The 15308-nt window shown below is 43.9% G+C and carries 10 protein-coding genes; 5 read left to right on the top strand and 5 right to left on the bottom strand.

Annotation, left to right across the window (positions count from 1 at the left end):
• Positions 1-176 precede the first annotated feature (176 nt).
• The 3 genes from R7P64_RS08830 to R7P64_RS08840 are packed head-to-tail and all read left to right on the top strand — an operon-like array spanning position 177 to position 5246.
• Entirely contained in the window at positions 177-833 is a 657-nt protein-coding gene (locus R7P64_RS08830; protein WP_025767986.1) for a TetR/AcrR family transcriptional regulator, read from the top strand.
• The gene (locus R7P64_RS08835) at positions 820-2148 is read left to right on the top strand and encodes an efflux RND transporter periplasmic adaptor subunit (protein WP_042523281.1); all 1329 of its coding nucleotides are present in this window, start codon (positions 820-822) and stop codon (positions 2146-2148) included. The genes R7P64_RS08830 and R7P64_RS08835 overlap by 14 nt, the downstream gene beginning before the upstream one ends.
• The gene (locus R7P64_RS08840; RefSeq protein WP_318123396.1) at positions 2145-5246 is read left to right on the top strand and encodes an efflux RND transporter permease subunit; all 3102 of its coding nucleotides are present in this window, start codon (positions 2145-2147) and stop codon (positions 5244-5246) included. Before R7P64_RS08835 ends, R7P64_RS08840 begins: the two co-directional genes overlap by 4 nt.
• 498 nt (positions 5247-5744) lie before the next feature.
• Here R7P64_RS08840 and R7P64_RS08845 read toward each other — a convergent pair whose 3' ends face one another.
• The 4 genes from R7P64_RS08845 to R7P64_RS08860 all read right to left on the bottom strand — a co-directional run bounded on the left by R7P64_RS08845 (position 5745) and on the right by R7P64_RS08860 (position 11929).
• A complete protein-coding gene (locus R7P64_RS08845; protein WP_238844270.1) occupies positions 5745-6593 on the bottom strand; it encodes a DNAase in 849 nt (282 codons plus the stop codon).
• 395 nt (positions 6594-6988) lie between these two features.
• Entirely contained in the window at positions 6989-7255 is a 267-nt protein-coding gene (locus tag R7P64_RS08850) for a hypothetical protein (RefSeq protein ID WP_005373876.1), read from the bottom strand.
• A gap of 344 nt (positions 7256-7599) precedes the next feature.
• A complete protein-coding gene (locus tag R7P64_RS08855; protein WP_213972647.1) occupies positions 7600-10758 on the bottom strand; it encodes an efflux RND transporter permease subunit in 3159 nt (1052 codons plus the stop codon).
• A gap of 13 nt (positions 10759-10771) precedes the next feature.
• The gene (locus R7P64_RS08860; RefSeq protein WP_005373881.1) at positions 10772-11929 is read right to left on the bottom strand and encodes an efflux RND transporter periplasmic adaptor subunit; all 1158 of its coding nucleotides are present in this window, start codon (positions 11927-11929) and stop codon (positions 10772-10774) included.
• 518 nt (positions 11930-12447) lie between these two features.
• On the opposite strand from R7P64_RS08860, the gene R7P64_RS08865 reads away from it, so the two are divergent.
• Positions 12448-13965 (top strand): phospholipase D family protein, encoded by a 1518-nt coding sequence (locus R7P64_RS08865; protein WP_222712032.1) that lies wholly within the window; start codon positions 12448-12450, stop codon positions 13963-13965.
• 90 nt (positions 13966-14055) lie between these two features.
• Positions 14056-14643: a class I SAM-dependent methyltransferase gene (locus tag R7P64_RS08870; RefSeq protein ID WP_213972645.1), complete on the top strand. Its 588-nt coding sequence runs from the start codon at positions 14056-14058 to the stop codon at positions 14641-14643.
• A gap of 54 nt (positions 14644-14697) precedes the next feature.
• Here the strand turns inward: R7P64_RS08870 and R7P64_RS08875 are convergent, their stop codons facing one another.
• Positions 14698-15168 (bottom strand): ASCH domain-containing protein, encoded by a 471-nt coding sequence (locus R7P64_RS08875; protein ID WP_005373887.1) that lies wholly within the window; start codon positions 15166-15168, stop codon positions 14698-14700.
• Positions 15169-15308 lie beyond the last annotated feature (140 nt).

Genomic DNA, 15308 nt, shown 5'->3' on the forward strand with positions numbered 1-15308 from the left:
CGTTCTTCCTAAGTAAATACTTTTCTATTTGTTCAAAGAGCAGTTCTTTCTGCTCTTTTTTACTTCTCTTCATCACAAATTAATCACTTGATTAAATACTGATTAATTTTTCACATGTCGCATGAGAAATCAGCGTCTTATAATTAATCAAATGTTTAATATTTTGAGAGAAGATTGTGACGGAAGCGCATCGAAGGGCGGGAAGACCCACAGATAATATCGACGCACGGGAAAAACTGATTTTCCACGCGCGCGAACTCTTCACCATTATGGCTTATGACAAGGTCTCTACTCGCCTAGTCGCGCAGAAAGCAGGCGTGAACGTTGCGATGATTCGCTACTACTTTGGCAACAAAGAAGGCCTGTTCGAGACCATGTTGCGCGAAACACTGTCACCGATGCAAAAGCAGATGCAGACGTTGGTATCCAACAGTAACGAGCAAAACTTTCTCGATCTAATGCGTACCTACTACCGCGAAATGATCAAGGTACCACAGTTCCCACGCTTAGTTGCCCAAGTTATGCATATGCCCCCATCGGAAACCCAACGCAAACTGCTCGAAAAAGTCTTCGCAGATATCAGCAAGCCAATGCAAGGCGTGATCTTTGATAAGTTGATTGACAGTGGCGTTTTACGAAAAGACGCCGACCCTCAACTTTGTCGCGTCTCTTACATCAGCTTGATGGTGTTTCCTTTTATGGCACCACCAGCACTGCTCGCCATTCATGGCATTGAACTTTCTGAAGCCTTCTTGAACCGATTATTCGAACACAACATACAACTGATGAAACATGGATTTTTAGACTCGGGCGACCAATATGAAGATAAATAAAAAGCTGCTGTTCTTTCCTGCTCTTGCGGTGGGGGTCGTCATTCTGTTTTTGGCGATTAGCCTCAAACCAGATTTGCCCGTAAAACCCGCTGGAGATCGTGCACGGTTGGTCGAGACGATTCCACTTGAGCTGAAAGCGATTGCACCTGTTGCTATTGGCTTTGGTAAAATCGCACCGAAAGTTGAATGGAAAGCGATAGCCGAAGTGACCGGTAAAGTGGTTTACCGTCATCCGCAACTGGAAAAAGGACAAGTGCTGCAAGCAGGAACGGAAATCTTGCGAATCGACCCACTCGATTACGAGTTGAAACTGGTTCAAGCTCAAGCCGATCTCAAATCTGCTCAAACCTCTCTGGCTAAGCTGAACCAAGAAGAAGCGAATCTCAAAAGCACACTCAAGATAGAAGCCAACCGTCTGGTTATCGCCAACAAAGAGTTAGACCGTAAACAAAACCTACGTAAGAAAGGCTTAACCTCGCAATCGGATGTAGATCAGCAAGAGCAAAGCGCGCTCTCTCAACGTAAGTTAGTGCTGGATATTGAAAATCAAATTGGTTTGATGCCGGATGAGAAACGAGTCGCGGAAGCCCTAGTTAAAGTTAATGCATCAAAAGTGGATGAGGCCGAACGCTCGCTTGATAAAACCATCATCACGCTTCCTTACGATTTGCGTATTGCTGACGTAGAAATTGAGAAAAAGCAAGTGGTTAACCTCCAACAAACCATGGTGACAGGACATGGTATTGATGTCATGGAAGTGGAAGCTCAACTATCCATTCATGACATGCAAACTTTGGCGGCGAGCATCGGTGAGTTTGTCCGCGATGAATCTGGTATTCCACAACCTGATATGAATGCGATTCATGCCAACATTGAACTCAGCAGCGGTAACCTCTCTGCAAGCTGGCCTGCGAAAGTTGCACGCATCAGCGAAACGGTTGATCCAAGCCAAGCGACTGCCGGTGTGATTCTGGAAATTGAACAAGACTACCGTGCATTAAACCCAACGTCTGCGCCTCCATTGGTGAACGGCATGTTTGTGCGTGCCTTAATTGAGGGACAAGAGAACCCGAGTTGGGTCATCCCAGAGCGTGCGCTTCATGGCGATAAGATTTACCTGATGGGAGATGACAACCGTCTGCAAGTCGTCACGGTTGAAGTGTTATATCGTCGCAATAACCAAGTGGTGATCGATGGTGAATTGGAGCAAGGCCAAAAGCTGATCATCAACGATTTGCTGCCTGCGATTAACGGCATGCTATTGAAAGAGTCACCTGAACAGTCAGAAACGGCTATTGAGGAGTCTGATTCATGATCCGATTCTTCGCCAAGCATCCAACAGCAGCCAACTTGCTGATGCTAACGCTGCTGATATTGGGGATTTCTTCGCTTTCCACGATTAAGCGGGAAACCTTTCCTGAGTTTGATCCGCCCTACATCCTTGCTGGTGTGGTTTACCCTGGCGCTTCCCCGCAAGAAGTCGAAGAGAGTATCTGTGTCCGAATGGAAGATGCTGTTGATGGCCTTGCCAACATTGAAGAAACGCAATGTGAAGCGATTGAAGGCTCTGCGCGTCTTATCTTAAAACTGAATGAAGAAGCCGACATCGGCCGTATGCTGGTCGACGTTCAAACTCAGATCAACTCGATTAATGACTTCCCGCAAGAGATTGAATCACCTGTGGTACAAGAGCTAGATTGGAATGAGCCAGTTGTGGATGTCGCGATCACCGCAGACACCACATGGCCAGAGTTAAAAGCTTACGCAGAACAACTTAAGCGCACATTAAAGCTCGATTACGATGTGTCTTTGGTTGAAGTTGCAGGCTTCTCTGACCACCAATACCGAGTAGAGTTGGACACTCAAGCCATTCGACAACTTGGCTTAAGTGTTGGCGATATTGCTGAGCAGATTGGTCGTCAGAACGTCAAGTTGCCAAGTGGTAATGTCGAGACGCCAGATAAGAACTTTCTGATCCGCTTTGATGAACGACGTGTGACGCCAGAAGAGCTTGAGACTATTGTCGTGGGCTCTGGTACAAATGGATCAATCATCCGTCTAAGAGACATTGCGACGATTACCGACCGGTTTGAATTGGACGAACAGAAAGTCCTCTTCGATAGTCACCCTTCTGCCCTACTAAAAGTCAGCAAAAACAAAGAAGATGACGCACTGCGTATCAAGGAACGGGTTGCTCAATTTGTAGAAGAACAACAAGCTATCGCGCCAGACGGTGTGATGCTACAAATGACCAATGACCTTTCATCCGTACTTTGGGATCGCCTGACCATGATGGTCAAAAACGGTTGGCAAGGTATCATTCTGGTCTTCGCCACCATGTGGTTGTTCTTTAGTTTTCGCTACTCTTTTTGGGTCGCGGCTGGTTTGCCCGTTGCCTTCTTGGGTGGGTTATTTTTGATGGCGCAACTTGGCCTGTCCATCAACATCATGTCTTTGGTCGGGTTACTCATGGCCATCGGTATCATGATGGATGACGCCATCGTTATTGCCGAATCGATTGCCGCTCACCTCGACCGAGGAGAAGAGATCGATGATGCCGTAACTAAAGGGGTAAAAAAGGTACTGCCGGGGGTAATTTCTTCCTTCCTAACTACGGTGTGTATTTTTGGTAGCTTGTTATTCCTGCAAGGTGAAATGGGTGCGGTACTTAAAGCAGTTCCTCAAGTTCTGATCCTCGTTTTGAGTTTGAGTTTGGTGGAAGCCTTCTTGATCCTACCTAACCACCTTTCTCATTCACTGCATAAACAAAAGCAAGAGCGAAAGACACCGAAGTTCAAACAAAAGCTGCTCGCTTCTTTTGAAAACTTCCGCAACACCACCTTGGTCAACGCAGTAGATAAAGTGGTCGAGTATCGCTATGCCTTTATGGGTGGCGTGGTTGCCTTGCTTCTTATCTCCGCGGCCACGTTAGTAGGTGGTTTACTCAAGTTCCAACCCTTCCCTGAATTGGATGGCGACATTGCAGAAGCGCGTATTATTCTTCCTCCGGGTTCTTCTCTGTCTCAAACGGAAGCTGTCGTCGATAAGATCGTCGCTTCCGCTCAAAAGCTAGATAAAGAATGGACAGAGAAAGTGGAAGACGGCAATCCATTGGTTCTACACATCACCAGTCAATTCAACGCTAACGCCGACGCGAATGAATCTGGCCCTCACATTGCCACGGTACGTCTGGATTTGCAGGGTGCAGAGAGTCGTAACACACTCATCGATGAATTTGTCGATGCATGGCGTGAAGACATTGGTGAACTTGCCGATCCTATCTCGCTGGTATTTAAACAACCGACCATGGGGCCGGGTGGACGAGCGATTGAAATTCGAGCGAAACATGATGATCTTGATGCGCTCAAAGCAGCCTCTATCGACATTCAGCAATACTTGAATGAGTTTGACGGTGTCCATGGCGTGTTGGATGACATGCGTATGGGTAAAGAAGAAGTCTTGGTTAAACTGCGTCCGGGAGCGGAAGCTTATGGGATTAACGGCCAACTCATCGCCAATCAATTGCGCGCGGCTTTCTTTGGCCAAACCGCAGACGAAATCCAAGTTGGAGTAGAAAATATTTCCATCGAAGTTCGCCTTGATAAAGCGCAAGCTGGTGACTTACAGCAATTGGCAAACTTCCCAATTATCTTGTCCGATGGAAGTCAAATTCCGCTCGCGACCATTGCTACTTTGGATTTCCAACGTAATTACGTAAGAATCCAGCGCATTGATGGCTTGCGCACCGTGAGCGTATTCGGCGATATCGACAATACGAAAGCCAACTCAACCGCCATTATTCGTCAGTTCCAACAGGATGAAGCGCCAAAGCTTATGCAAAAGTATCCTGGTCTTCGCTTTGATTTTGAAGGCGAAGCCAAAGATACCGCTGAAACTGGCGCATCAATGGGTAAAGGCTTCTTGCTTGGTTTGTTTGGCGTGTTTGCGATTCTGAGTTACCAATTCCGCAGTTATTTGGAACCATTCGTGGTCATGCTTGCGATTCCACTCGCCTTTATTGGCGTGGTATGGGGACACATCCTACTCGGTCACTCATTAAGTATGCCGAGTATGATGGGCTTTGTCTCACTAGCGGGGATTGTGGTGAATGACTCGATTCTGTTAGTTCAGTACATACGCCATCATGTCGATGAAGGGGATAATGTGCACGACTCAGTAGTCAAAGCCAGTCGGGAACGCTTTAGAGCAGTATTCCTGACATCAATGACCACTGCAGCAGGTTTGCTTCCGTTACTGACTGAAACCAGTTTGCAAGCACAGGTTATCCAACCACTGGTTATCTCCATCGTGTTTGGTATTTTCGCATCCACTCTGCTGGTGTTGTTTATGATCCCTGCTGCGTATGCCATTTTAGCTGACTTCGGCCTAGTCCATAAGCACGAAGAAATCTAAAACGACTGATAAGTAAACTTATCAAAATGCACAAGAGCGGCTTAGGTCGCTTTTTGTTCAATACCAATGCGTTAAAAAACACACAATCACTTAACAAACAGAGGGTTATTGTGTCTCATTAAGTGTGAATATGAACAGTTAAGGATTAAGTATGTTGAGTTTTATATAACCAAATCAAATAACCAACACAAGATTTATAATATGTCTTATTGTCAAAAACGGAATTTCACAGAGTAAAAATACACGTAGGCAACACATTCACAATTTAAACTCACGATAATGAAAACATTGATTGAAGAATTAACATTTTAACAATCATTACAACAATGTTAACTTTAGCCTCGTTGGTCGCGCTGGTGGTAAGCCTCTCACCAAGCCTATTGTCAGTTTTATATGGACGTTCGACCACCTCCAAAATGAATAGACACCCAATTTGGTGCCCTTTTTTCGCCCGTGAAAGCATTCTTCGCGGGCTTTTTTCTTCCCACTGAAATGGGCTTAATCTGCGTTAGTTTCTTTGCTCAATCTCTCTGTTTTTCCAGTCGTATACGATTCGATTACCGGAGACAAGTCCAGTAATTCCAATACTTTTTTTTCAAAAGTTTCATCAGCACTTCTCACCCAATCTAAAAACTTCTGCTTAGCAAACATCGATTCGTACTTATACCAAAACTCGATGCTCAGGTAGAATTCATTTTTTATGGGTAAATTGTATACTCTTCGTAATTCACTCTTATACTTAAGATTACCTTCTGAGTATTTTGAGTATTTGTTTTTTCCAACTTCAACTATCTCACACTTTATTGGTGGATAACCACTTAAGAAACCTCTAATTAAATATTCTTCTTTTTCTCTTTTTCGGTCTTCACTTTCTGGAATTTCTCCCCATTGTTTATTCGCACGCTTAGTCAATTCTTTCATCAAGTCTGTATGATACCCCCTCATAGAGCCTTCACTTTGCTCCGGGGCATGATAAAAATCATAATATTCTCTCTCTAAAAATGAGGACAATTGACTAATATTATCAATATCTTCTCCAGTAGATTTAACCCGTAGCCTAATATATAATCCACCTTGTTTGTTAATAGGAAGCAAAGGGTTTAATATTTTCTTCTGAAACAAAAAATATACCGTAGCTAACTTTACAAACCTTTCATGCCTCTCTATTTTTGATTCAACATCGAACTGTTCTAAATTAACAAGATCCTGGTATACATGTCCTTCATATATGTTGTTCGGACACTCAAATGACAGCACTAAGTCATCTATCTGGAACGCATTATGTAATAAGTCAGAGAAATCCGGCTTTCCTCTAAAACCATCTTTACACATTTTAATAAAACTCATATGTCTATCTCTTACTCTTCAAATATGCATCAATACCTTTAAACGAGAGCCTGCAATATGAGTTCTAATTCAAGTAAAGGTAAGCCACATACTAAGGTATTATGAAGGTCAAAAAGGAGATCGGATCTTTTCTAAATTTTAAATATCTAACATCACCTCCACTTTACTGAAATCTACACTTTTAAAAGTTACATCCGCTCCATCCAGCAATAGCTCATCAAACACGCCAACTATTGATAATGAGCTTGAGGGTCTGATCCCTACCCATGAAATGAGAAACAAAAAAGCCAGCCTTAAAAGGCTGGCAAGTAGAGCAACAAGGTCAGTGCTTACTGCTAACTAACACCGAACTCGTATTGGATTCATTTTCGTCTGTTAGTCTCTTTTAGCGGCGTTTATGACTTGCTTGCTTTCTCTTTGTGGCACGTTACCTTTACTAACTGTTCTTGCTCATCTTTAATGTTTTTCACGATACGCTCATCACGTGCGTGAATGGCATCCATGTTCATTTGCTGAATATCTGCTATAGCTTCATGTTTCATTTCAGAAAAGTCCTGACGTAAATCTGAGCTCCACTCCTCTTTGTCTAAAGTGTTAGCAGCAGCGATTGGTGATGACATTACAGCAATAAGACTTAGAGTAGATAGAAATACGCTTTTCATAATAAGCTCCTTGAGGATTAGCAGTTAATTTTAATTACAATTTATATATTGCACATACGATTTATATATTGCACATACGATGCCAACTTTTATTTTTTTATTTTTCAACAACTTAAACAAGCCCTCATATTCAACGTTATCTTCGTCTGGTAAATTTCGCTAACCAAGCGTCAAATTAACCATACGAATTTAAAACATTAGAAACATACACATTAGAAATACTTTGTCAGGCAGTTTTCTCATCAGATAATTACGTAACTGCCCACTAAAAAATCGCTTTGAATCAAAATGCGGAAACAAAAAAGCAGCCCGAAGGCTGCTCCTAATCGTTAATACCAAGCTTGTTAACTCGATACGCTTGCTTCAACGCTCGACGTCACTGGCGACTTTCTGAAACGATTAATCAAACGATGGATAAACCTCTTAATCGATCTGAAAATATTTTTAATATCTTCAAGCATTAAATACAAACAAGGCACCAACACTAAAGTCAGAACCGTTGCGTACAACACCGCAAAGCCCAAAGCGACAGCCATCGGTATGACAAAACGCGCCTGCAAACTCGTTTCAAACATTATCGGCAATACACCCGCAAACGTCGTTATTGAGGTGAGCGTGATAGCTCGAAAACGAGCACAACCCGCCTCAACAACCGCTTGTTTGATGTTCATACCCCTTTCTCTCACTTGGTTTACGTAATCTGTCATAACCAGAGAGTCGTTGATAACCACGCCAGCAGCGGCGATCAAACCAAATGTCGACATCATACTGATGTCTAAACCTAGCCAGAAATGGCCCCAAATCGCCCCCGTCAGACTAAACGGAATGACGGACATTACAATCAAAGGTTGGGTATAACTTTTTAACGGTACAGCTAACAAGATGTAGACGATGATCATACCTGCAATAAAGAACAAAATCTGTTCATTACGCTGCGCAGCCTGCTCTTCAATATCACCACCCAATTCTGTTTTCACACTCGAGAACGCTTGCTTCATATCCGGTAAGATATTGTCGTCAATGACCTTCACGATTTCTTGAGGTTCAACCAATTCTTCGTCTATCGAACCATAGACATAAACGGTTTGATACCCGCCTTCACGTCGAATGCTACTCACGCCCGGCTGCTCGTTGATCTTCACCACATCACCTAGCATGACCTTCTTACCTGCTGGTGTTGTAATCACGGCGTAACGCAATGATGAGAATGCTTCACGCGTCAGTTGCGGGTAACGCACCATAACTTTAATTTCTTCACCATCACGAATAATGCGCTGTGCTTCGCCACCATAAAAGCTGCCACCAACTTGCTCTGCGATCATGGTGAGATCCAGACCGAGATCGTACGCTACAGGCGCAAGAGACAGGAGTACTTCTTTGCTTCCAGAATCAATAGAAGATGAAATATCATATAACCCTTCTTCCAGCTGTAAACGCTCTATCAAGTAACGCCCAGCCTCGTTGAGCTCATTGATGTTAGAACCAAACAACAAGTAGCCAAACTCATCTCTGTCACCACCACCCGCACTCTGCTCGCGGATTTTGATGCTCTTCATACCTGGAATAACAGGCATAGCTTCACGCCAACGTCGAGCCAGTTCAAATGTATTGAACGGGCGTAACTCTTCATCAACCAGAGGTACTAATACACGACCTTCGGTGCGGCTTCTGTTGTACGACAGCACATCACGAATCATTCCTTGACCATGTTCTGCAATGGTCTCAGATTCGATCTTTTGCATGACACGTTCAATAGTCTTGAGTGCACTGATTGTCTGCTCACTTGAAACGGTATCATTCATTTCAATAGTGATCGCAGGATAGTCGGTCGGCACTTTAGGGTTAGGGATCACCCGAACATAATTCGCGTTGATCAAAGCCGCGCTGATCAGCAGTAAACCACAGAACACCGCAAACACTGTCCAGCGCCAATGGGTGCATGTTGTTACAAAGTTCCGATATGGACCATTTACAAAACCAAAAAAACGTTGGTTAAATCGGTCACGCCAACCACCTGGTTTAACTGGCTTAAAATGAGTATGCGCAAGGTGTGCAGGAAGGATCAGCTTCGATTCAATCAAACTGAAGATCAAACACAGAATCACGACACCAGCAATGCCGTAAAAGAAAGCGCTATCAATACCACTCGAAAGCAAGAATGGTGCGAATACAGCAATCGTTGTCAGAACACCAAATGTCGCTGGCGTAGCAACACGTTTGACACCGCGTACCACGTTCTCGACACCGCCGCCCTTTTCTTCGATTTCACTGTACGCACTTTCTCCCATGACGATGGCGTCATCCACCACAATTCCGAGCACCATGATGAAAGCAAACAGCGAGACGATGTTCACTGTAATACCCAAAGCTGGCATCATCATTACAGCACCGAGGAAACAGACAGGTAGCCCAATCATTACCCACATAGCCAAGCGGAAACGTAGGAAAATGGTCAGCATAATCGCGACTAATGCAGCGCCTTGCAGCAAGTTTTTCAACATCATGTCGAGACGCCCATTTAAATAATAAGTCGTATCAACTAAGACTTTGAGCTTAACATCCTGCGGCAATGTCTTGTTTTTTGCTTCAATATAATTACGAACGGACTGTGCAACAGGGATAATGTTCTGATCACGAGTGGCTTCAACAGACATGTAGATCGCATTTTGCCCTGAGTATTCAAAATAGCGCTCTTCTTCCGTAAAGCCATCTTTGATCGTGGCGATATCTTGCAGTAAAACCTTCGCACCATTTGCGCCAAGCTTTACAGGAATATTTCTAAACTCATCACCACGGTAGTATTGGTTTTCAATCCTTACTGCAATCATCCCTGAGTTTGTTTTTACTTCGCCCGCAGAAAAGTTGGCTGAGTAACGGCTGATCGCGCTGCTGATATCGCTCAACGTCAGGTCGTATTTACGAAGAACAAGTGGGTCAACTTCAATCGCTATTTCTTCTTCTGGCGCACTCAGATACACCAGCATGACGTTTTCTAACTGAAGTAATTCATCTTCGATTTGCTTAGCAATCGGTTTAAGCTCCTCGAGCGGTCGGTCCCCAACTAACCCCATTTCGATTACATCTTGGCGCCATTCAACTTGGTAGACATTGATTGGTTCCATACCCGCTGGTAAGTTAGACAAGGTATCAATACGTTGGTTTACATCATCTAAGACACGCTTGATATCGGCATTAACGTCTACCTCGATGGAAACATACGCGCTACCTCTAGAGGCCGTTGAGACTGCTTTTTTAATCCCGGTGACGTCTTTAATCGATTCCTCGATCTTAACGAGAATACTCTCTTCTATCTCTTGAGGAGAAGCGCCAGGATAAGTCGCACGAACATCAATGTAGTTCACCTCAATATTCGGAAACATCTGCCTTTGAATAAAGAGAAAACTCACCACACCCATGATAATGATGAACACCATCAAAAGGTTGGCAGCGACGGGGTTATTCGCAAAATAGGCAATCAGGCCCTTTTGTTTAGTATCTTCCATGACAAACTCCTACTTACTGTACGACGGTTTCGGAGTCGTCACTCTTTTTTGCGATTTGTACCGCCATGCCTTTTTGAGGGTACTCGGGCAAGGTCAGTACCAACTTATCACTTTGCTCTAAACCTTCGCCCACCAGCAAAAACTCACCTTCTGCTCTCAAAACCGTGACAGTTCTGGGTTGAAGTTGATTATCGCCATTCACCACCCACACGGTACGGTTTTTAACTAATTCCTGTGGTAAGCGATAGATATGCTTAAGTTCCTTACCAGTGAAGCTCACTTCAACGTAGGAGCCGAATTTAATTGGAGGCTGCTGGTTATCGACACCGTATGGGTCCGCGATTTGAATGACCATGTTAATCATTCGGGTAGCACTATCAATCATGCCTAAATCACGAACTACTCGACCTTCTCTAGTGGTAGAAAACACACCTTGCTGCGTCACTGTCGCAGTGAGTTCACCAATGGATTCGGGTAAAAATGCACTATCAAAACCGGCAATGGGTACGTGCACCTCTGCCACTTCGATGTTGTTTAACGTGGCAACTCGAGAACCAGATGTAACAAATTGACCAACACCAATATCACGCTCAACAACCAGCGCATCGTAAGGTGCAACGACTTTGCAATTTTCTAACTCTCTTTTTGCTCGTTTGAGTGCCGCTTGAGCCGACTTCACTTGGGCTTGTGCGCTCAAAACGTGAGGCTTGCGTAAATACAGATCCGTCACTTGCTTATCGCTCAGTCTCTTTGCCTGACGTTTTGCCACTTCGGCTTTCGCTTGTTCCTCAATCAAGTTTGCGCGTGCACTAGCTAAATCGGCTTCAGCTTGTAAAACCGACGCTTCATAGTTGTCACTTTCAATTGTGAAAAGAACCTCTCCTCGTTTTACGATGCCACCCGTCACAAAATTCGGGTGCCAACTTGTAACTTCACCACTAACTTGCGCGGAAAGGTGTGTTTTTTCAAAAGGGACTAATTCACCGTGACTAGTAATCACCACTTTGTGATCGGTAGGAAAAAGAGAAGAAGCCTGAACAGTAGGTTCTGTAATTGCATCTTTGGTTGACTCTTTTTCCGGCGCAGTTGCGGCAATTGCAGCATATCCTGCATAAGAGCCTCCAACGACGGCGAAGGGTAAAAGCCAACGTAATATGGGTTTTGCTAACATCGAAAATCCTTTTTTATTGTTGTTTTCAACACCACACTTTTATTCAGTCCATTGCTCCCGGTAAGCATGGTGGTGAGAGAATTGAATTTGAATAAACATCAAAGCGGCGCTTGCCTAGTCTTTTAAGCAGCGAACTAGATAGTTATTGCCAATTCAAAGTTAATAAAATTAACAAAAAATTAACCAACTGCGCAAGTTGCTCTGACTTAACTTGTATTCTAAACAGCAAATGACATGCCAAGCATTTATTTATTAAAAATCATATGGTTATATAAAAACCATTATTTTATCCAGTGTGCTATTGGTCATAATCACCAGATATTAGTGATTATGACCAATACGGCCATAATGATAATTAAAATAAATGATTATCTGCGCTCTAAAAGTTGAACTTAGTGCAGGCTCTATGGCAATTCATTGATTAATCGCTCGTTATCAAACGGTTCTGGGTGCATGTGGCGTCAGCTTAAGTCTATAATTTGGAGTAGGTAACACTCTGTAAGACAAGGAAATGTGCTTTGTTACAAACGCTCGCCAAGTTGCTCTTCCCCTCGCTGCTCACTATTTTATCGGCATGCTCATCCGTATCGTTGAATGACGCCAGTGAAAAGTCCACCAGCTTTCAGCTCGGTTATCAAAAGGATTCTGTTCTTGCGCAGTACTTTGAAGCTTACGGGAGAGACCCCAAGTCCATAACTGGCTTTGCACCGTTAAATCAGGGACACGATGCCCTTCTTGCTCGAACCTCTTTGATCGAGTCCGCCCAGAAAAGCCTTGATCTTCAATACTATATTTACCGCGGTGACGAAACGAGTCAGCTAATAACGTGGCGCTTGTATGAAGCGGCAAAGCGTGGTGTTCGAGTAAGGCTGTTGCTTGACGATATGCAAAAGCGAAACGACGATGTGATGGCTGCCCTCAATGCACATCCTAATATAGAAATCCGCTTATTTAACCCGCATCAGTATCGCGACTCCCGTTGGTTCGCTCTTGCTAGCGATTTTGAACGTCTTAATCGTCGTATGCACAATAAGTCTCTGATTGCAGACAGTGTTTCCGCCATTGTCGGAGGTAGAAATATCGGCAATGAATACTTCTCTTTTGAATCGCAAGTTGAGTTTGGTGATTTTGATCTTCTGCTCTATGGTGAGGCGGTACAACAAACTGCCGATCAGTTCGACCTCTACTGGAATAGCGCCTATTCGATACCAATGGAATGGATTACACCGAATTCACAGCAAATTACCGACCAAGCGATTCAAAAGCAGGTCAATAAACTCCGGTTAGAGGAAAAGTTTTCAACCGGCCGCTATGACTTCACTCAACTGGATATGTACCAAGATCTAAAACAAGGCAAACTCAAGCTCTACTGGGGAGAAGCGAAAGTATGGTTTGATCTGCCCGATAAAGTCGCGACCCGAGAGAGCCAACTTATTGATAATTTGTCGGAACTGGTTAAAAGTGTTGAGGATTCATTTGTGCTCATTTCTCCCTATTTCGTTCCAACTGAAGCAGGTACTCAAGCATTAAGTAACGCGGCCAAGCGAGGCGTTGATATCACGATTGTGACCAATAGCCTCGCGTCTAACGATGTGTTTGCCGTGCATGGTTGGTACGCAAAATATCGAAAAGATCTACTCGAAGCTGGAATCAAGCTTTGGGAAGTAAAAGCGAGCGCGAAACTCAAAAGTAAGTGGAGCCTCACGGGGAGTAGCAGAGCAAGTTTACACGCTAAAGCAATGACGATTGATAACAAAACACTTTTCGTTGGTTCAATGAACTGGGACCCACGTTCGGCAGCTTTGAATACCGAAATGGCCGTTGTTATAGAACAGCCAGAATATGTGCAAATGTTTCTAGAACAACTGCCGAATCAACTGTCGAGTAACGCCTACGCCTTAACTCTGCGCGACGGGGACATTGTCTGGATCGACGTAAAAACAGGCGAAGAATACGACTCCGAACCAGAAGCAGGAGTATGGCGAAAAATGGGCGCTTGGTTCTCCGGAATATTACCGATTGAAGATCAGCTATAACAGCTGCCAATACTGCAAACCTCCCCAGTCAAGCAAAACAAAATGGACGCTAGTTTTGGGCAGGGGGCACAACCAACATAAGGAAGTTCAATGCCAGCGCAATGGAATGAATACTATCAGAAAATTTTAAGCCAACCTCACCGCCCAAACGTGGAGAATGCCGTAAACCGACTTAAGATAGAAGGCAAAGTCGCTCTCGATATTGGCTGCGGAATAGGTCGAGACAGCCACTTTCTCCTCGAACAGGGATTTAAGGTTCACGCATGTGATAGCAATGAAGATGCAGTAAAAACTTGTTTAACACGCTTTGAAGGTAATAAGCGATTTTCAGTTTCGCAGTGCTGTTTTACTGAATTTAATTACCCTCAGTGCAGCTTGGTTATCGCAAATGCCAGTTTGTTCTTTTGCCCTGACACAGGCTTCAAACAAGTCTGGACAAAAATAGACAGCGCATTACAACCGGGCGGTATCTTCTGCGGCGATTTCTTGGGAGTGAAAGACTCCTGGGTTACCTCCGAAATGCATCCAAACATTACCGCATTAACAAAAAAGGAAGTGGAAAGCTTATTCGAAGGTTACGACCTCATTTCATTGCATGAAAGAGATGAAGACGGGACCACTGTAGTCGGAAGCCAAAAACATTGGCACATGTTTAGTGTGACCGCTCGAAAGCGCTAAAAATGGTCTCTCGATAAAGAAAGCAGCACTTCAAATCAGTGCTGCTATAAGAGATTAATTGACGGGATACACCACTTCAAAACGCTCTAAAACCAGCGTACGTTTCTCATGCCAATCGATGTTCAACTCATCGCATTCAGCTTTAAAAAATGCAGTATGAGCATCACGCCACCAGTTTAAGGTTCTATCACCTTCGCCTTCTGCGAAGGCAAACTCTGCGGTTACATCCTCATATTTGCATGTACTTACGTCAGTAATTCGTATCACGCAAACCGGGTCCCCATCCCAATTCGTCACTACTTGTAAATGACCGACTTGGGGCATGGTTTCACCATGTTCTCGATACCAAAGCTCCAAACTGCACGATGCAGTTTTCTGTCCAATACGAACCAAATCTGCGCATACATTCGCGTTGTATTCGTCGGCACAATAATAGTCAGCACTGACTGATGGTACAGCTTCCCTTTGTTCTGGTGATAATAATTCTAGGAATTGTTCTAAGTAATCCTTAGCTCGCGCGTCCATGCTCACTCCATTAATCATAAATTCGCAAGGAGGATAAAAGATATCACAACAAATAACCACCAGGAACAAACTGAAAAACAACAAGAATATGACTTCTACGTAGACGACTGTTATTTCTTTTGTAATAACTTTGCTAAACG

It is taken from the genome of Vibrio sp. 2304 (genome assembly GCF_033339475.1).
Taxonomy (GTDB): Bacteria; Pseudomonadota; Gammaproteobacteria; order Enterobacterales; family Vibrionaceae; genus Vibrio; species Vibrio alginolyticus.